Source organism: Rhodoferax saidenbachensis (assembly GCF_031457975.1).
Lineage (GTDB): Bacteria > Pseudomonadota > Gammaproteobacteria > Burkholderiales > Burkholderiaceae_C > Allorhodoferax > Allorhodoferax saidenbachensis_A.
The window spans coordinates 156,197-173,652 of sequence record NZ_JAVDXO010000005.1; the positions used below are offsets into that span (position 1 = coordinate 156,197).

Sequence of the window (17,456 nt, forward strand, 5' to 3'; positions counted from 1 at the left end):
ACGCTGCCCAGCGAGGAGACACCCATGCGAATACTCATAGCGGAAGATGACCAGGTGCTGGCCGATGGCCTGCTGCGTGCCCTGCGCAGCGCAGGCGCTGCGGTGGACCACGTATCCAGCGGCACCGAAGCCGATGCCGCACTGATGACCAACACCGAGTTCGACCTTCTGATCCTGGACCTGGGCCTGCCCAAGATGCACGGGCTGGAAGTACTGAAGAAACTACGTGCCCGCGGCTCCTCGCTGCCCGTGCTCATCCTCACCGCAGCGGACAGCGTGGACGAACGCGTCAAAGGCCTGGACTACGGCGCCGACGACTACATGGCCAAGCCTTTCAGCCTGCAAGAGTTGGAAGCCCGCGTGCGCGCCCTGGTGCGCCGCGGCATGGGGGCAACCTCCGCCAGCATCAAGCACGGCCCGCTGACCTACGACCAGGCCGGCCGCGTGGCCACCATCGACGGCAAGATGGTCGAGCTATCGGCACGCGAACTGGGCCTGCTGGAAGTGCTGCTGCAGCGTGCCGGCCGCCTGGTCAGCAAGGACCAGCTGGTGGAGCGCCTGTGCGAGTGGGGCGAAGAGGTGAGCAACAACGCCATCGAGGTCTACATCCACCGCCTGCGCAAGAAGATCGAAAAAGGCCCAATCCGCATTGCCACGGTGCGCGGCCTGGGCTACTGCCTCGAGAAAATCGCGCCTTGAAAATCTTCCAGCGTGAGCAACGCAGCCTGTTCGGGGAGATCCTGGACTGGATGCTCACACCGCTGTTGCTGCTGTGGCCTGTGAGCCTGGTGCTGACCTGGTTGGTGGCCCAGGGCATTGCGGGCAAGCCCTTTGACCGCGCGCTGGAATACAACGTGGGCGCGCTGGCCCAGCTCATCACCGTCAACAAAAACCACGCCCAGTTTGTGCTGCCGCTGCCTGCGCGCGAACTGCTGCGTGCCGACGATGCGGACACTGTGTACTACCAAGTGCTGGGGGCCAATGGCGAATTCCTCAGTGGCGAGAAAGACCTGCCCCTGCCGCCCGAGGACGAACGGCTGCCGCCCGGCGAGGTGCGCATGCGCGATGCCGAGTTCAAGGGTTTGGACCTCAAGGTCGCCTACATGTGGGTCAAGCTGGACTTGCCCCAGGGCCGGCCCGCACTGGTTCAGGTGGCCGAGACTATGGAGAAGCGCTCGGTGCTGGCCACCGAAATCGTCAAAGGCGTGATGCTGCCGCAGTTCGTCATCTTGCCGCTGGCCGTGCTGCTGGTCTGGCTGGCGCTGGTGCAGGCCATCAAACCGCTCAACAGCCTGGAAGAGCGCATCCGCGCGCGCAGCCCCGACGACTTGAGCCCACTGGACGTGGAAGCCGTGCCGCTGGAAGTGGTGCCCCTGGTGTCCTCGGTGAACGACTTGCTAATGCGGCTCAAGGACTCGATCTCTACGCAAAAACGCTTTCTGGCCGACGCAGCGCACCAGCTCAAGACCCCGCTGGCGGGGCTGCGCATGCAGGCCGACCTGGCCCAACGCGAGGGCGCGAATGCCGAAGACTTGAAGCAATCGCTGCGGCAGATCGGCCGCTCCAGCATCCGCGCCACCCACACGGTGAACCAGCTGCTGGCGCTGGCACGCGCCGAGAGCAGTGGTGCCGTGCTCAGCCACCAGCCGTGCGACCTGGCGCGCCTGACCATGGAAGTGGTGCGCGACTGCGTGCCGCGCGCTATGGAGAAACACATCGATCTGGGCTTCGAGGGTGTGGAACCCGGCACCGAAGGCGCCACGCTGCAGGGCAACCCCACCTTGCTCAAGGAGATGGTGCGCAACCTGCTGGACAACGCCATCAACTACACGCCATCCACAGCCGACAAACCCGGCGTGATCACCACCCGTGTGCTGGTGGACCCTTTCAGCAAGGCGCTGGTGCTGCAGGTGGAAGATTCAGGCCCCGGCATCCCGGTGGCCGAGCGGGAGTTGGTGTTCCAACCTTTCTACCGGGCACTGGGCAACGAGGCGGATGGTTCCGGCCTGGGCCTGCCCATCGTGCTGGAAATTGCGCGCCAGCACCATGCCACCATTTCACTGGAAGAAACCCGCCCCGGCCATACCGCGCCAGGCGCCAGCTTCACGCTGCGCTTTCAACACAACCTGCACGCGGCTTAGCAGACGATCAACTGCAGGTCTTGAGTGGCTTGCCCGCCAGCGCTGGTTTGACCTCGCCCAGCTTGACCCGGACGGCTTCTGACACTGCGGGCAGCTTGAGCAGGGACACCGTGGCCTCTTCACGCTCCTGCACCACCTTGGCGGTGCGAATGCCCTTGGGCGCCAGTTTGACCAGTTCGGCCTTGGCTGCAGCCTCGGTCTCAAAGCCGCCCAGCGACAGACCGATCTCCAGCGTGGGGTTGTTCACGGCTTCGGTCTTGATGTCCATGCCCGCCAGCTCCGCGCGCTTTTTGGCCAGCAGCTCGGGCGTGGCGTACTTGCCCATGTAGATGATCCAGCGGGCGGCTTCCTTGCCCGGCTCCAGCTGCCAGCTGCCGGCGGGCAGGCTGGCAGCCTCCAGCGCCGTGCGCAGGGTACTCACCTGGGCATCGTCAAACGGGCCGGCCTGCAGACATTCTTTGGGCGCCAGATCGGCCTGCACCTGGGCCTCCACGCGCTTGAGTTCACCCGTGCTCAGCAGTTGAATGGCCTCGGGCTTGATTTGCTGGGACAGGCGCTGCGGCTCATTGGGCGGCACTGGCGCAAACCCGTAGGCGCGCAGCAGGCCATTGCTCCAGGCGAAAAACAGGCCGTTGGCCAGTACCAGCATCAAAACAAGCAAGCGCAGCATAGGGTCAGGTCAGAGAAGGGCAGCGCGCGCGGGTCGCACACTGACCTCCGCGCTACTAATTTTGATCAATCCATTCTCAGTATGCACCAGCAGGGCACCGCTGGCGTCGACCCCGCGCGCGGTACCGGTGGTGCCATCGCTGCACACCACGGCCTGGCCATAGAGCAGGTCACGCGCGTGGAAGGCCGTGCGCAACGGACCAAAGCCCTCCAGGGCAAAGCGCTGCACGGCCTGCGCCAACAGCGGCACCACGCTCGCCAGTACCGACGGTGCCGTGGCATCGGGCAACAGCTCGTGCAGGGCCGCAGGGGGCGTGCGCAGGTCGGTCGCGTCGCGCGGGGCGATGTTGATGCCAATGCCGATCACCGCGTAGCGTGCATCGCCCACGCTGGCGGTCTCGATGAGGATGCCGGCCAGCTTGCGCTGTTCCAGCCACACGTCATTGGGCCACTTCAGGCGCAGGTCCGGGTGCAGGCTGTTGACCACGGCCAGGCCCACGGCCAAGGACAGGCCCGACCAATCCGCAGGTGCCAGGGGCACGCCCAGCGAGAAGGTCAACGTGCCGCCCAACCCTTGTGTGTCACTCTTCCAGTCGCGGCCCAGACGGCCGCGGCCGGCCGTCTGGCGCTCGGCCACCAGCAGGATGGGGTCCAACTGGCCCGCACGGGCACGGCGCATGAGTTCGGTGTTGGTGGAGTCCACCTCCGGCAGGATCTCAACCGAGAACGTCGGCCACAGGGGGCTCACAGCCTCCCAGATCCCCTCAGCCTGCCAGCGTACAGTCATACAGACAATGTCTCCGGCGCGCTATGCCTGAACCCAGAAACGCCGTGGAACCGGCTTTGCCGGGCCATTGGCGTTGCCCCCTTGAGGGGGAGGCGGCAGGAGCCGCCACAGGGGGGAGTCATTTTTTTGGGGCCAGCAGGGTGCCGCGGCAGGTCTTGGCGCCGCACCAGCAGGGGTACTCGGCCTTGAGCTTCTTGGTATAGGGCTCGTCGATGATCAGGCCGTAGTCGTAGTTCAGTTCTTCACCGGCCTTGATATTGCGCAGCGCCTTGATGAACACGCGGCCGTTTTCCTCGTCGGCATCGCAGTTGCCGTCGCAGGAATGGTTGATCCAGCGTGAGGAGTTGCCGCCAAACAGCGCGTCGATCACATTGCCATCTTCCAACGAGAAGTAGAACGTGTGGTTGGGGTCCTTGGGGTCGTGGGGGTGGCGGCGCTGGGCCTCCTTCCAACTGATGATCTGACCCACGTACTCGATGATGGTCTCACCCTCGGCAATGTCCTGCACCGCGAATACCCCCTTGCCATGCACCCCGGAGCGACGGGTCTGGATACGCCGGTTACTGGCGGGGACCGAGGAATTCACTGGGTTTTTTGCCACGGATCGAAAATTTGGTATGGTGAATCGTATGGGCGCGCATGTGTGCGTGCCTGCGTGTGCAAGTGCGCGCCTGCGCGCACGCGAGAACTGGATTGTAGTCAGATGAAAAACGACGTTTTCTATAAAACTTTGGTTATTGCCGAAAAGCCGTCGGTCGCCCAAGACATCGTGCGGGCGCTCACGCCCACGGCGGGCAAGTTCGAGAAACACGACGAATACTTCGAGAGCGACACCTACGTCGTCTCCAGCGCCGTGGGTCACCTGGTGGAGATCCAGGCGCCCGAGCAGTACGACGTGAAGCGTGGCAAGTGGAGCTTCGCCCACCTGCCCGTGATTCCGCCGCACTTTGACCTCAAGCCCGTGGACAAAACCAAGACGCGCCTGAACGCCGTGGTCAAGCTGGCCAAGCGCAAGGACGTGGACAAACTGGTGAACGCCTGTGATGCGGGCCGCGAGGGAGAACTCATCTTCCGCCTGATCGAGCAGTACGCCGGTGGCGCCAAGCCACTGGGCAAGCCAGTCAGCCGCTTGTGGCTGCAGTCGATGACGCCGCAAGCCATCCGCGATGGCTTCGACCACCTGCGCAGCAATGCCCAGATGCAGCCGCTGGCCGACGCCGCCCGCTGCCGCTCCGAGGCCGACTGGCTGGTCGGCATCAACGGCACACGCGCCATGACCGCCTTCAACAGCCGCGACGGTGGCTTCTTCCTGACCACCGTGGGCCGCGTGCAAACGCCTACGCTGTCGGTGGTGGTGGAACGCGAAGAGCTGATTCGCAAGTTTGTGAGCCGCGACTACTGGGAAGTGCACGCGTCCTTCCACGCCGAGGCAGGTGATTACGCCGCCAAGTGGTTCAACCCCGCGCACAAGAAGGACGCCGAGGATGCCGAGAAAAAGGCCGACCGCGTATGGAGCCAGCGTGAAGCGCAGGCCATTGCCGACGCCGTGCGCGGCCAGCAAGCGACCGTCACCGAAGAAAGCAAGCCCACCACGCAGGCATCGCCGCTGCTGTTCGACCTGACCAGCCTGCAGCGCGAGGCCAACGGCAAGTTTGGTTTCTCGGCCAAGACCACACTGTCCATCGCCCAAAGCCTGTACGAACGCCACAAGGCCCTGACCTACCCGCGTACCGATTCGCGCAACCTGCCCGAAGACTATGTGGCGGTGGTCAAAGACACCTTCAATATGCTGGCCGACAGCGGCATGAAGCACCTGGCACCATTCGCAGCTCAGGCCGTCAAGGGCGGCTACGTGAAGCCCACCAAGCGCGTGTTCGACAACGCCAAGGTGTCGGATCACTTTGCCATCATCCCCACGCTGCAGGCGCCCAGCGGCCTGAGCGAAGCCGAGCAGAAGATCTATGACCTGGTGGTGCGCCGCTTCATGGCCATCTTCTTCCCGAGCGCCGAATACCAGGTCACCACCCGCATCACCACGGCCGTGGGCCACAGCTTCAAGACCGAAGGCAAGGTACTGGTCAAGCCGGGCTGGCTGGCCATCTACGGCAAGGAAGCCGCGGCCGAGGTGGAAGATGCCAAGGAAGGCGACAAAGGCCAGAACCTGGTGCCCGTGGCGCCCGGTGAAAAGGTCAAGGGCGACCCCGTGGACCCCAAGGGCCTGAAGACCAAGCCCCCCGCACGCTACTCCGAAGCCACGCTGCTGGGTGCCATGGAAAACGCGGGCAAGACCGTGGACGACGACGAGCTGCGCGAGGCTATGGGGGAAAAAGGCCTGGGCACACCCGCTACGCGCTCCAGCATCATCGAAGGATTGATCGCCGAAAAATACATGCTACGCGAAGGCCGCGAGCTGATCCCCACCGCCAAGGCTTTCCAGCTAATGACGCTGTTGCGCGGCCTGGGCGTGGAAGAACTCTCCAAGGCCGAGCTGACCGGCGAGTGGGAATACAAGCTGGCCCAGATGGAGCAGGGCAAGATGAGCCGTACCAGCTTCATGGCCGAGATCGCGTCCATGACCGAACGCATGGTCAAGAAGGCCAAGGAATACGACCGCGACACCATCCCCGGCGACTACGCCACACTGACTGCGCCTTGCCCCAACTGTGGCGGCATCGTCAAGGAAAACTACCGCCGCTACACCTGCACCGGCAAGACTGGTGCCGAAGAAGGCTGCGGCTTTTCGTTTGGCAAGTCGCCCGCCGGGCGTACGTTTGAGCCCGCCGAGGTCGAACAATTCCTGCGCGACAAACACATCGGCCCGCTGGATGGCTTCCGCTCCAAGGCGGGCTGGCCCTTCACGGCCGAGATGGTCATCAAGTTCGATGAAGAGACCAAGAACTACAAGCTGGAGTTTGACTTTGGCGACGACAAGGCTGGCGAGGAAAGTGGCGAGCTGATCGACTTCAGCGGCCAGACTGCCCTGGGCGTGTGCCCCAAGTGCGGCGGCCATGTGTATGAGCACGGCAAAAACTATGTGTGCGACAAGTCGGTGCCCACCATGGCCCAGCCCACGCCCAGCTGCGACTTCAAGAGCGGCCAGATCATCCTGCAACAGCCTATCGAGCGGGAGCAAATGCAAAAGCTGCTGGCCACCGGCAAGACCGACCTGCTGGACAAGTTTGTCTCCATGCGCACGCGCCGTGCCTTCAAGGCCATGCTGGCCTGGGACGCCGAAGCCGGCAAGGTGAACTTCGAATTTGCGCCCAGCAAATTCCCACCGCGCAAGCCCGCTTACAAAGCGGCAGCCAAGACTACGGGCGCTACTAAAACAGGAGCTGCTCGTGCAGCATCTACGGGGGCTACAGCCAAAAAGGCACCTGCAAAAAAGGCCGCAGCCGCTAAAGCTGCCAAGCCCAAGGCACCCCGCAAGACCACCGCCGCCAGCGGCAAGCTACCCAGCGCCGAACTGGCCGCGGTGATTGGCGCCGAGCCCGTGGCGCGCACCGAGGTCATCAAGAAGCTGTGGGACTACATCAAAGCCAACGGCCTGCAGGACGCCACCAACAAGCGAGCCATCAACGCCGATGCCAAGCTGCTCAAAGTGTTTGGCAAGGAACAGGTGACGATGTTTGAACTGGCTGGCATTGCGGGCAAACACCTGAGCTGACGCCATGCGCTACTCCGAACCGCGCGACGACAGGGAGCACAGCACCCATTCCGCCGCGCAGCGCGCGGTGGCGTCGGCGCGCAGCACCTGGGTCAGCGTCGTGGTCAACCTGGTCCTGTCGGGCCTGCAAATCGTGATCGGCCTGCTGGCCCGGTCCCAAGGCCTGGTAGCCGATGGCCTGCATTCGCTGTCCGACCTGGTGGCCGACTTTGTCGTGCTGTTTGCCAGCCGGCACAGCCAGAAGGACGCAGACCAGGAACACCCCTACGGCCACCAACGCTTTGAGACGGCCGCGTCACTGGCACTGGGCGCGCTGTTGCTGATGGTCGGCGTGGGCATGGTCTGGAGCGCCGTGGTCAAGCTGCAGACGCCCGAAGCCATCCCCGTGGCCCATCCCGTGGCGCTATGGGTGGCGCTGACCGCACTGGTGGCCAAGGAACTGCTGTTTCGCTACATGCTGAGGGTGGCCAAGGCCGTTAAGTCCAGCATGCTGGTGGCCAATGCCTGGCATGCCCGATCCGACGCTGCTTCGTCACTCGTGGTCAGCCTGGGGCTGCTGGGCAACCTGGCGGGCTTTCCACTGTTGGACCCGATTGCCGCGCTCATCGTGGGGCTGATGGTCAGCCGCATGGGCTGGATTTTTGGCTGGGACGCGCTGCACGACCTGGTGGACCACGCCATCGACCAGGAAGAGGTGCAGGCCATCCGCGACACACTGCTCTCCACGCCGGGCGTGCTGGGAGTGCACGAAGTGCGCACCCGAAAAATGGGAGACATGGTACTGGCCGATGCGCACATCGAGGTGGATGCGCTGCTGACCGTGGAGGCCGGCCACGCCATCGCAGTACGGGCCCGGGCCGCCGTGCTGGCACGCCACCGCGTGCTCAACCTCTTCACCCATGTGGACCCGGCCCAACGACCGGACAAGGACCACGAGCCAGTGGTCCCCTAAGAAAGCCTTGCCGCCCGGCTCAGTGCGGCTGCTGCGCGTTGTGGGTGATGGTGAGCAGCTTGTCGGTGTAGGCAATCGCCATGGCGCTCATGAGGAACACCACATGGATGATGGTCTGCCACATCAGCACCTTCACGTCGTAGTTGGCAGCGTTGATGAAGGTCTTGAGCAGGTGGATGGAGCTGATGCCGATGATGGCCATGGCCAGCTTCACCTTGAGCACCGAGGCATTCACATGGCTCAGCCACTCGGGCTGGTCGGGGTGGCCGTCCAGGTCCATGCGGCTCACAAAGGTCTCGTAGCCGCCCACGATCACCATGATCAGCAGGTTGGAGATCATCACCACGTCAATCAGCGCCAGCACCACCAGCATGATGATGGTCTCGTTGAGCGCCGGCACGGCGATGTCGGACTTGTAGCCAATGCTGGTTACCAGCGCCTGTAGCGCGGCCTGGCTGCCAAAAGCAGCCTCCAGCAAATGCACCAGCTCCACCCAAAAGTGGAAGACGTACACACCCTGTGCCGCAATCAGCCCCAGGTACAGCGGCAGCTGCAGCCAGCGGCTGGCGAAAATGAAATTGGGGATGGGCCGCAGTGCGGTGGTTTTCTTGGGCGTGGGTGCGGTCATGGCGTACGGGGTCAGAAGTGAACAGCGCGCGCATTGTAAAAAATGCGCCTAAGCCCCTACAAACCGCTCAGCAGCGTCTGCGATCCCTGCCAGTGCGCTCCCGGCGCCAGCGCCACGGGCTGCATCACCGCCGCCGCCTCCACACAGGCAAACGCGGTATGGCCCAGGGGCGGCAGGTCAGCCAGCCCCGCATCGGGTCCGGGGTTCCACACCACCACATCGCCAAAGCCCGCGTGTTCCAGCCGCAGCAGCCCCAGCGGGCTATGCAATTGCAAGGGGCCGGTCACGGCTTCGAAGATCTGGTCAATAGGTTCCCGCAGCGACAGCACTGCACCCTCGGGCAACACGCCAGCCAACGTGGTCTGTGCCACATCGCCCACCGCCAGGTAGGTGTGCAGGGCGGCGTGGAAGGAGAAGGACGCAGGGCCCGTGTTCTCCACCGTCAACGCCATGCGCAGGCCATTCGGCAGCAGACTCACCGTCAGCGTACAGACACAGGCATGGGGCCACTGCGGGTCGTCGCCCACGGCGTTGTGCAGTTGCAAAGACACGCTCGGCTCCGGCGCGGACGTGTCCCAGGGCTGCAATGTCCAGCCACGCATGCGTGCCCAGCCATGGCGCATCAAGGAGCCACGCGCCGCAAACTGCGGAAAGATCACCGGCACACCGCCGCGCACGGCCTGCGGGCCCTTGAGCGGAGATGCGGGGCTGCAATAGAGCCGCTCCACGCCACTGGCGTCCACCCACGAGATCACCTGGGCACCGCGCAACAGCACCGTCACGGTATCGCCGGCGGCCCCTTGCAGGCGCACAGCAGGAGCATCGTCAATCAGCAGGGTCTGGCAATTCATGCCCCGCAGTTTATCGGGTGGTCGTGACCTTGGAGAGGTGGCGGGGCTGGTCGGGGTTGGACCCGCGCGCGCGCGCCACGGCTTCCACCAGCAGGTAGAAACTCTGAATGGCGGTGATCGGGTCCAGGTCCTCTTGTGGCGCGGTGCTCAACGTCAGGTCTCGGCCCGGCACATCGGCCGGTGCGGCCAGCAGCACCTGGGCGCCGCGGCCACGCATCTCGGTGGCCAGGTCGATGAGGCTTTGCTGCGCGGGGCCGCGCAGCGCAAACACCAGCATGGGGTAGTTCTCGTCCACCAGCGCCATGGGGCCGTGCTTCACCTCGGCACCGCTGAAGGCCTCAGCCTGGATGGCGCAGGTCTCCTTGAACTTGAGCGCCGCTTCCTGCGCAATCGCGAGGCCCGGACCGCGGCCAATCACCATGAGCTTGCTGGCGGTGCGCAATGGCTCCACCGCGCTGGACCAATCCTGCTTGCAGGCATCCTCCAGCGCGGCAGGCAGGGTCTGCAGGCCCTGCAATAGGTCGGCATGCGCACCCCAGTGTGCCGCCAGGCGCGCACCGGCCACCAATCCACAAATAAAGCTCTTGGTGGCGGCCACACTTTTCTCGGGGCCGGCATGCAATGGCAGCGCCCAGTCCACGGCTTCCGCCAACGGTGACGTGGTGTCATTCACCAGTGCCACCGTAGTCGCGCCTGCGGCCTCAAACATTTGCATCGGCTCAATCAGGTCCGGGCTGCGGCCCGACTGCGAGATGGACACCGCCAGCAGGCGCTGCTTGGCCAACGGCGCCTTGTACAGCGTCAACAGCGACATGGGCAACGAGGTCACCAGTTGCCCGGTGCGCGACATCACCAGGTAGGCAAAGTAGGCCGCCGCGTGGTCCGAGCTGCCACGCGCAATCGTCACCGCACCCTGCGGCGGCAGCGCGCGCAATGCGGCGCCCAGGGCGGCGTAACGGTCTTCGTCCGCCGCCAACTGTTGCGCCACCTGGCGCGCCGAGGCAAGGGCCTCTTCCAACATCAAAGTACTCACGAAACAATCCTCTATTGAAAACACAGGGCCAGCGCGCCATCCATGGCGTCGCCTTGGGCGGGTACCACGCGCCGCACCGTGGCGTGGGACAAACGGGGCAGCAGGCGCTGGGCAATGCTGCCGGCCACGGCCAACGGCAGCGTGTGGGTGGGGTCCAGCGCAGTGGCCAAGGACTCTAGGCTGTGCGCGGCGTGCGCGAGCAGGCGGGCCGCTTCGGCGTCCTGCTCCGCATGCGCAAACACCTTGGGCGCCACGGTGGCGTACTCAAACTGCCGCGCCGCGCCGCACCAGGCCAGCAGGGCCTGCGGCGTGCCGCCTAGCGTGGCATACACGTCGCGCGTGAGCGGCGTATGGGCATGGCGCCCATCCACCGCGCGCTGCGTGAGGTTCACAGCCTGCAGCCCCAGGTCGGCACCGCTGCCTTCGTCGCCGCAGGGGAAACCCCAACCGCCCACTGTCGTGCGCTCGCCATTCGTCTGCAGGGCCAGGCCAACGGCGCCCGTACCCATGATGACCAGCGCACCGGGCGCACCCTGGTGGGCGCCCAGCAAGGCGGTCACCGCATCGGACTCCAGCACCAGGCGCGTGTAGCCAGGGTTGGCAGCCAGGCAGCTGGCGTTCCAGTCCGCATTATTGGCACCGGCCAGGCCCAGACCCAGCGCGCAGTTGGCGGGCTCGGGCTGGGGCCAGTCGGCCTGCAAGCGGCCCTGCACCGCCACTGCAATGGCCTCTGCAATATGGCGCCAGGCTTGCGGCGTGCCCTGCATGAGGCCGGAAGCACCGGCCTTGCCCTCGCCCACCAGCGCCCCGCTGCGGTGCACCACACGTGCCCGCGTGCTGGTGCCGCCACCGTCCACGCCAATGGCGTAGTGGATGTGCACCGGCAGTGATTCAAAATTCCAGACAGCACTCATCGGGCGTGGGCCGAGCGCATATTGCCCGGGTTCAGGCGCGTGCAGGCCGTGCCGTCGGCCCGGAAGACGTACAACGCCGATGGCGCTGCGCGCACGATGACCGAGTCACCCAGATGCACCTCGGCATTGCCATCACCGCGCACGATCAGCTCCTGGCCATCGTCCATCTTCAGGTACAGCAGGTTGGACTCGCCCAAGTGTTCCACCAGCGTGATCTCGGCATCCAGCGCCGTGTCATCCGTGCCCGGCGCCACCCCGGCGGGCAACACTTCGCAATGCTCGGGGCGCAGGCCCACCTCCACCGTCTCGCCTACCTGCAGTTGCGAGGCATCCACCGTGGCCAGCACCTTGCTGCCATTGCCCAGTTGCAGGCGCGCGCCGGTGTCCGACACCTCGATCACGCGCGCGGGCAGCAGGTTGATGGTAGGCGAGCCGATGAAGGTCGCCACAAAGCGGTTAGCGGGCTGCTGGTACAGCGCCAGCGGCGTGCCCGCCTGCTGCACATGGCCTTCGTTCAGCACCACGATCTTGTCGCCCAGCGTCATGGCCTCTACCTGGTCGTGCGTCACGTAGACCATGGTGGCGTCCAGGTCGCGGTGCAGGCGCGCCAGCTCGATGCGGGTCTTGGCGCGCAGTGCGGCGTCCAGGTTGGACAGCGGCTCATCAAACAAAAACAGCCGTGGCTCACGCACGATGGCGCGGCCAATCGCTACGCGCTGGCGCTGCCCGCCCGAGAGCTCGCGCGGCAGGCGGTCCAGCAGGTGGTCGATGTGCAGCACCTTGGCCGCGTCGCGCACTTTTTTGTCGATGTCGGCCTTGTTCGCGCCGTGGATCTTCAGACCGAAGGACATGTTGCGGTACACGTCCATGTGCGGGTACAGCGCATAGCTCTGGAACACCATGGCAATGCCACGCTCGGCTGGCGGCAGGTGGTTCACCACATCGTCGCCAATGCGCAGCTCGCCGCTGCTGATGTCTTCCAGCCCGCAGAGCACGCGGAGCAGCGTGGACTTGCCGCAACCGCTGGGGCCGACCAGCACTACCAGCTCGCCGTGTTCGATGTCCAGGCTGATGTTGTGCAGCACCGGGTCGTTGCTGCCATAGGATTTGGAAATGTTTTTAAGGGAAACGCGTGCCATGGTGTGTGTGCTTTATTTGACGGCGCCCGCGGTGATGCCGCGAATCAGTTGACGGGAGAACAGGGCGTAGAGCGTGACCACCGGCACGATGGCCAGTGACAGCGAGGCCAGCACGGCATTCCAGTCGGTGGCGTACTGCCCCACAAACTGCTGAATGCCGAGCGTGATGGTTTGGGTCTTCTCGGACGGCGCCAGGATTAGCGGGAACCACAGGTCGTTCCAGATCGGCACCATGGTGAACACCGCCACCGTGGCAATGGCCGGGCGGATCAACGGCACCACCACCTGGAAGAAGATGCGGAACTCGTCAATGCCGTCGCAGCGCGCCGCGTCCTTCAGCTCGCTGGGCACCTGGCCCATGAATTCCGAGAGGATCATGATGGCCAGCGGCAAGCCCTGCGCCACATAGACCAGCACCAGCGCGGTCAGCGTGTTCACCAGGTTCAGCTCCACCATGAGCTGCAGGATGGACACCGTGCCCAGCCGGATCGGCACCATGATGCCGAAGGCGAAGAAGAACTTCAGCCAGCGGTTGCCCTTGAAGTGGTACTCCGACAGGCCCCAGGCCGCCATGGCACCAAACAACAGAATGAAGAACAGCGAGGCAATGGTGACGATGAAGCTGTTGCCGAAATACATGAGCACATCGGAGCGGCCCAGTACCTTGGTGTAGCCAATCAGCGAGAAGGTCTCGGGCGTGGGCCAAGCCAGCGGGTCGTTGAAGATGGCGTCACGGCTCTTGAAGGAGTTCATGAACACCAGCAGGATGGGCAAGAGCGCCAGCAGCAGGTAGGCAATCAGCGTGAGGTGCACGAACACGCGGCTGGGCGCCAGCGGCAGGGCTTTGGAGGAAGAGTTCGATGCCATGCGTGGCCTCACAGGGCAAAGCGCTGCAGCTTGCGCTGCACCGCGAGAAAGTAAATGGCCACGCCCACCAGAATCACCAGGAACATGATGGTGGCCACGGCCGCCCCCATGGTCGGACTGGCCACCTGCGACTGGTAGCCAAAGAAGGTGCGGTAGAACAGCGTGCCCAGAATGTCGGTGCTGTAGTTGGGACCGGCCAGCGCGCCCTTGACCGTGTAGACCAGGTCAAACGCGTTGAAGTTGGCCACAAAGGTGAGGATGGTCACCAGCCCCAGCGTGGGCAGGATCAGCGGCAGGCGGATCTGCCAAAAGATGCGCCAGGGCGATGCCCCCTCCACCACGGCGGCTTCAATGATGTCGTCGGGAATCGCAATCAGCGCGGCATAGATCAGCATCATGGGCACGCCGATGTACTGCCACACCGACATCAACGAGACCGTGATGAGCGCGCTGCCCTCCAGCCCCAGCCAGGGCGCAAACCAGTCGCCCAGCCCCACCAGCGTCAGCAGGCGCTCGGACACCCCCCACAGCGGCGACAGGATGAGCTGCCAGACAAAGCCGATGATCACCACCGACAGCAAGGTGGGCAGAAAGAAGATGGTCCGGTAGGTGGCCGCAAAGCGCACATTGCGCAGCGACAGCAGCGCCGCCAACAGCAGACCCACGGGGTTTTGCACCGCCATGTGGATGCCAAAGAACTTCAGGTTGTTCCACATCGCGTTCCAGAACGCGGTGGACCATTGCGGATCTGCCAGGATCGTTGTGTAGTTGGCGAGGCCAGAGAACGTGCGCACACCGGTGTCGTCGGCGCTGTACAGACCCAGGCGCAGGGTGTCGATCAGCGGCAGTGCGCTGAAGGTGGCGTAGATCAGGAGCGCCGGTGCAATGAACACCAGCACCCGCCAGGAGAAGCCTAATTTCATGGAAGACCTTGTTGGTCAGAGACAGAAGCAGGGGGAAGAAAACTGCGGTACCAAGGTGCGGACCGCTGGCCCGCACCTTGATTACTCACACCCAGGCATTACTTGCCAGGCGTGTACCACTTGGCAAAGCCGGTCTGGATTTGCGCTGCAGCATCCTTGGGCGCCATCTTTCCGTTCATGACCTGGGAGCTCACGTTCCACAGTTCGTTTTCCATGCTCGGTGTGCCGCGGCTCATGATCTGGGCGTTCAGGCGGATGGTGCTCTTGCACTGGTTGCGCCAGCTGATCATTTCCTTGGCCACGGGGTTCTTCACATCAATCGCGTGGTTGGACAGCGAGAAGAAGCCCGTCACCTTGTTGGTGTACAGGTCGGCAAACTCTTTGCTGGCCAGCCAGTTCAGGAACACCTGGGCATCTGCCTTGTTCTTGCTCTTGCTGTTGATGCCCATGGCGATGTCGGTGTGGTCCGAGATGTAGCAAGGGTCACCGGCCTTTTGCACGGGCGGCTTGAAGGCGCCGAATTCCACTTTGCTGTTGCCTTCAAAGTACGAGATGTCCCACGAACCCGCAGGGTAGATCGCAGCGCGGCCAGTGCCGAACAGGTTTTGCGAATCGCCATAGGTTTGGGCTTGGTAGCCCTTGGGCAGGTAGTTGGCCCACTTGGCCATCACGTCCCAGGTGCTCACGAACTCGGGATCGGTGAACTTCTTCTTGCCAGCGATGATGGCCTTGCGACCCTCTTCACCCTTCCAGTGGTTCGGGCCAATGCCGGTGAACACGATCTGGTTGGTTTCCCACTGGTCCGCAGTCCCCATGGCGATGGGTGCCACTTTGCCTTGCGCCTTGATCTTGTCCAGTGCAGAGAAGAAGTCGGCTTCGGTCACAGGCACAGCCAAGCCCAGCTCGGAGAACACCTTCTTGTTGTAGAAGAAACCGTGGATCACCGAGGCCATGGGCACGCAGTAGGTGTCCTTGCCGTCATCGGTCTGCCACGCCACCTGGGCGGATTCGGGGAAGCTCTTCAATGCAGGGTTGCCATTGAGCTTGTCCAGGTGGCCCTTTTTGTACAGGTCCAGCGACACGTCAAACGGGCGGCAGGTCAACAAGTCCCCGGCGGTGCCAGCGGTCAGGCGGGCATTGAGTGCGGAGTTGTACTCGGGGGGCGACGTGGGGCTGAACTTCACGGTGATGCCGGGGTTGGCTTTGTAGAAGGCGGGCAACAGCACGTCTTCCCACAGGCCTTTGTCGTCAACGCGCCAGCTCTCGATGGTGAGGGTGCCTGCACTGGCCAAACTGCTGCAAACCAGCGCTGCCGCAGCGGCGGCAAGGCGAAGGGTATGGGACATGGGGTCGGTTCTCCTGGACTTTGGTGAATGAAAACTGCCGTCACTGCCCTGTGGCAAGCGCGATCAGTGGCCCGGAGGTTATGCTGTGATCCCTGTAATATCAAACCGCCGGAGCAGGGCGGCATTACACAGTTAAGTCGTTGATTTCATTCAGAATTTTCTCCATGCACTGCCGCTTCGCCTTACGCTTTATTACGCGCCAGCAGCCCTCACGGGCCAGGGCTGGCAGGCTTGGCGGCGGCGCGCATACATAACATTACAAATCGACAGGAAATGAAAGCTTTCACCTGGGTCGTTTGGGGTCTGTCGCTATGGCTAGGGGCCGCGTTGCCCAGCCACGCGCAAAGCCCCAGCGTGCCGCTGGACGTACTGCACTGGTGGACCTCGGCCAGCGAACGCCGCGCGGCCGACCAGCTCAGCGCCCACCTGGCCACCGCCGGAGTGCAGTGGAAAGACGCGGCCATTCCCGGCGGCGGCGGCATGGCAGCGGTCAAGGTGCTCAAAAGCCGCGTGCTGCTGGGCGACCCACCCGACGTGGCCCAGCTCATCGGCACCACGCTCACCGACTGGGCCGACATTGGCCTGGTCATGCCCCTCAACGCCGTGGCCCAGCGCCAGCGCTGGTCGCAGGTGCTGTTCCCCACCGTGCTGGACCTGATCACCTACAAGGGCGATGTGATTGCCGCGCCGCTGGGCATCCAGCGCATCAACACCCTGCTCTACAACCGCAAGGTGTTCAACAAGCTGGGCCTCACGCCGCCACGCACCTGGGCCGAGTTCGAAATCATTGCGCGCAAGCTGCAGGCCCAGGGCGTGCGCCCGCTGGCCTGGAGCGACGAGCCCTGGCAAATGGCCACCGTGTTCGAAACCCTGCTGCTGGGCGACGCCGGCCCGGCGCTCTACCGCGAACTCATCGTGCAGCGCAAGAGCAGCGCCTGGATGGACCCGCGCGTAGAGCGCGCCCTGCAGCGCCTGCGCTGGCTGCGCACCCTGGCCAGTGACGCCCCGGTGGAGCGCGCCTGGACCGAAAGCGCACGCGAGCTGCTGGCCGACAACGCCGGCATGATGATCATGGGCGACTGGGCCAAGGGCGAACTCATGGCCTGGGGCGCCAGCCCCTCCAGGGACTTTGGCTGCGTGGTGGTACCTGGCACCGAAGGCATGCACCTCTACAGCATCGACACGCTGGCCATGCTGGTCAGCGCCCGCCCGCGCGAAGCCGCGCAAGAAAAGATGGCCGAAGTGGTCACCGGCATTCCCGCGCAAATGGCCTACAACCGCTTCAAGGGCGCCGTACCCGTGCGCCGCGATATTGACGTGACCCAGCTGGACGGTTGCGCGCGCGATTCGTGGGAGACCTTTGCCGCCCCGCGCAGTGCGCGCGTGCCCAGCCTGGCGCACCGCATGGCGGCCGACGAAGCCATCAAGGACGCTGTGGCGCAAACCCTGTGGCGCTACCTGACCGACACGCGCATGGAGCCGCAAGAGGCCCAGCGCCGCCTGGCCGCCGTGATCCGCGCACCCAGCGCCGAACGCTAA

At 64.3% G+C, this 17,456-nt stretch carries 15 protein-coding genes and 1 pseudogene; 5 read left to right on the forward strand and 11 right to left on the reverse strand.

Annotated features, from left to right (window positions below; all coding sequences use genetic code 11):
- The first annotated feature begins 24 nt into the window (after nt 1-24).
- Complete coding sequence (locus J2X15_RS12495; protein WP_310343329.1) at nt 25-699, forward strand: response regulator transcription factor; 675 nt, start codon at nt 25-27, stop codon at nt 697-699.
- Nucleotides 696-2,141: a sensor histidine kinase gene (locus tag J2X15_RS12500; protein WP_310343332.1), complete on the forward strand. Its 1,446-nt coding sequence runs from the start codon at nt 696-698 to the stop codon at nt 2,139-2,141. The genes J2X15_RS12495 and J2X15_RS12500 overlap by 4 nt, the downstream gene beginning before the upstream one ends.
- Before the next feature lie 7 nt (nt 2,142-2,148).
- On the opposite strand, the gene J2X15_RS12505 is transcribed toward J2X15_RS12500, so the two are convergent.
- The 3 genes and pseudogenes from J2X15_RS12505 to J2X15_RS12515 all read right to left on the reverse strand — a co-directional run.
- Nucleotides 2,149-2,811 carry an SPOR domain-containing protein gene (locus J2X15_RS12505; RefSeq protein ID WP_310343333.1) on the reverse strand — a complete coding sequence of 221 codons (663 nt, stop codon included), beginning with the start codon at nt 2,809-2,811 and terminating at the stop codon, nt 2,149-2,151.
- A gap of 9 nt (nt 2,812-2,820) precedes the next feature.
- Nucleotides 2,821-3,597: a biotin--[acetyl-CoA-carboxylase] ligase gene (locus tag J2X15_RS12510; protein WP_310343335.1), complete on the reverse strand. Its 777-nt coding sequence runs from the start codon at nt 3,595-3,597 to the stop codon at nt 2,821-2,823.
- A 121-nt stretch (nt 3,598-3,718) separates the two neighbouring features.
- Nucleotides 3,719-4,198: pseudogene (locus J2X15_RS12515) on the reverse strand (SET domain-containing protein); the annotation flags it as partial.
- A 102-nt stretch (nt 4,199-4,300) separates the two neighbouring features.
- On the opposite strand from J2X15_RS12515, the gene J2X15_RS12520 reads away from it, so the two are divergent.
- Both J2X15_RS12520 and J2X15_RS12525 read left to right on the forward strand, forming a co-directional pair.
- Nucleotides 4,301-7,264, forward strand: a complete 2,964-nt coding sequence (locus J2X15_RS12520) for a DNA topoisomerase III (protein ID WP_310343337.1) — start codon at nt 4,301-4,303, stop codon at nt 7,262-7,264.
- Nucleotides 7,265-7,268: 4 nt separating this feature from the next.
- Nucleotides 7,269-8,216 carry a cation diffusion facilitator family transporter gene (locus tag J2X15_RS12525; protein ID WP_310343340.1) on the forward strand — a complete coding sequence of 316 codons (948 nt, stop codon included), beginning with the start codon at nt 7,269-7,271 and terminating at the stop codon, nt 8,214-8,216.
- Nucleotides 8,217-8,235: 19 nt separating this feature from the next.
- Here the strand turns inward: J2X15_RS12525 and J2X15_RS12530 are convergent, their stop codons facing one another.
- The 8 genes from J2X15_RS12530 to J2X15_RS12565 form a co-directional block, all read right to left on the reverse strand.
- Nucleotides 8,236-8,844, reverse strand: a complete 609-nt coding sequence (locus tag J2X15_RS12530; RefSeq protein ID WP_310343343.1) for a TIGR00645 family protein — start codon at nt 8,842-8,844, stop codon at nt 8,236-8,238.
- A 56-nt stretch (nt 8,845-8,900) separates the two neighbouring features.
- Nucleotides 8,901-9,695, reverse strand: coding sequence for an aldose epimerase family protein (locus tag J2X15_RS12535; RefSeq protein ID WP_310343346.1), 795 nt, complete (start codon nt 9,693-9,695; stop codon nt 8,901-8,903).
- Between the two features lie 10 nt (nt 9,696-9,705).
- The gene (locus J2X15_RS12540) at nt 9,706-10,728 is read right to left on the reverse strand and encodes an SIS domain-containing protein (protein WP_310343349.1); all 1,023 of its coding nucleotides are present in this window, start codon (nt 10,726-10,728) and stop codon (nt 9,706-9,708) included.
- An 11-nt stretch (nt 10,729-10,739) separates the two neighbouring features.
- Complete coding sequence (locus tag J2X15_RS12545; RefSeq protein WP_310343352.1) at nt 10,740-11,642, reverse strand: glucosamine kinase nucleotide-binding domain-containing protein; 903 nt, start codon at nt 11,640-11,642, stop codon at nt 10,740-10,742.
- Complete coding sequence (locus tag J2X15_RS12550; RefSeq protein ID WP_310343354.1) at nt 11,639-12,781, reverse strand: ABC transporter ATP-binding protein; 1,143 nt, start codon at nt 12,779-12,781, stop codon at nt 11,639-11,641. Before J2X15_RS12550 ends, J2X15_RS12545 begins: the two co-directional genes overlap by 4 nt.
- A gap of 12 nt (nt 12,782-12,793) precedes the next feature.
- The gene (locus J2X15_RS12555) at nt 12,794-13,648 is read right to left on the reverse strand and encodes a carbohydrate ABC transporter permease (protein WP_310343357.1); all 855 of its coding nucleotides are present in this window, start codon (nt 13,646-13,648) and stop codon (nt 12,794-12,796) included.
- Between the two features lie 8 nt (nt 13,649-13,656).
- Nucleotides 13,657-14,571, reverse strand: coding sequence for a carbohydrate ABC transporter permease (locus J2X15_RS12560; RefSeq protein ID WP_310343360.1), 915 nt, complete (start codon nt 14,569-14,571; stop codon nt 13,657-13,659).
- A gap of 98 nt (nt 14,572-14,669) precedes the next feature.
- The gene (locus tag J2X15_RS12565; protein ID WP_310343363.1) at nt 14,670-15,917 is read right to left on the reverse strand and encodes an ABC transporter substrate-binding protein; all 1,248 of its coding nucleotides are present in this window, start codon (nt 15,915-15,917) and stop codon (nt 14,670-14,672) included.
- 273 nt (nt 15,918-16,190) lie between these two features.
- Between J2X15_RS12565 and J2X15_RS12570 the strand changes: the two genes are divergently transcribed.
- Nucleotides 16,191-17,456 (forward strand): ABC transporter substrate-binding protein, encoded by a 1,266-nt coding sequence (locus tag J2X15_RS12570; protein WP_310343365.1) that lies wholly within the window; start codon nt 16,191-16,193, stop codon nt 17,454-17,456.

Excerpts from the sequence above, each read along its gene's own strand:
- J2X15_RS12570 (WP_310343365.1), top strand. The coding sequence starts at position 16,191 with ATGAAAGCTTTCACCTGGGTCGTTTGGGGTCTGTCGCTATGGCTAGGG.
- J2X15_RS12530 (WP_310343343.1), bottom strand. The coding sequence starts at position 8,844 with ATGACCGCACCCACGCCCAAGAAAACCACCGCACTGCGGCCCATCCCC.
- J2X15_RS12550 (WP_310343354.1), bottom strand. The coding sequence starts at position 12,781 with ATGGCACGCGTTTCCCTTAAAAACATTTCCAAATCCTATGGCAGCAAC.
- J2X15_RS12560 (WP_310343360.1), bottom strand. The coding sequence starts at position 14,571 with ATGAAATTAGGCTTCTCCTGGCGGGTGCTGGTGTTCATTGCACCGGCG.
- J2X15_RS12525 (WP_310343340.1), top strand. The coding sequence starts at position 7,269 with ATGCGCTACTCCGAACCGCGCGACGACAGGGAGCACAGCACCCATTCC.
- J2X15_RS12535 (WP_310343346.1), bottom strand. The coding sequence starts at position 9,695 with ATGAATTGCCAGACCCTGCTGATTGACGATGCTCCTGCTGTGCGCCTG.
- J2X15_RS12545 (WP_310343352.1), bottom strand. The coding sequence starts at position 11,642 with ATGAGTGCTGTCTGGAATTTTGAATCACTGCCGGTGCACATCCACTAC.
- J2X15_RS12555 (WP_310343357.1), bottom strand. The coding sequence starts at position 13,648 with ATGGCATCGAACTCTTCCTCCAAAGCCCTGCCGCTGGCGCCCAGCCGC.
- J2X15_RS12520 (WP_310343337.1), top strand. The coding sequence starts at position 4,301 with ATGAAAAACGACGTTTTCTATAAAACTTTGGTTATTGCCGAAAAGCCG.
- J2X15_RS12505 (WP_310343333.1), bottom strand. The coding sequence starts at position 2,811 with ATGCTGCGCTTGCTTGTTTTGATGCTGGTACTGGCCAACGGCCTGTTT.
- J2X15_RS12495 (WP_310343329.1), top strand. The coding sequence starts at position 25 with ATGCGAATACTCATAGCGGAAGATGACCAGGTGCTGGCCGATGGCCTG.
- J2X15_RS12510 (WP_310343335.1), bottom strand. The coding sequence starts at position 3,597 with ATGACTGTACGCTGGCAGGCTGAGGGGATCTGGGAGGCTGTGAGCCCC.
- J2X15_RS12565 (WP_310343363.1), bottom strand. The coding sequence starts at position 15,917 with ATGTCCCATACCCTTCGCCTTGCCGCCGCTGCGGCAGCGCTGGTTTGC.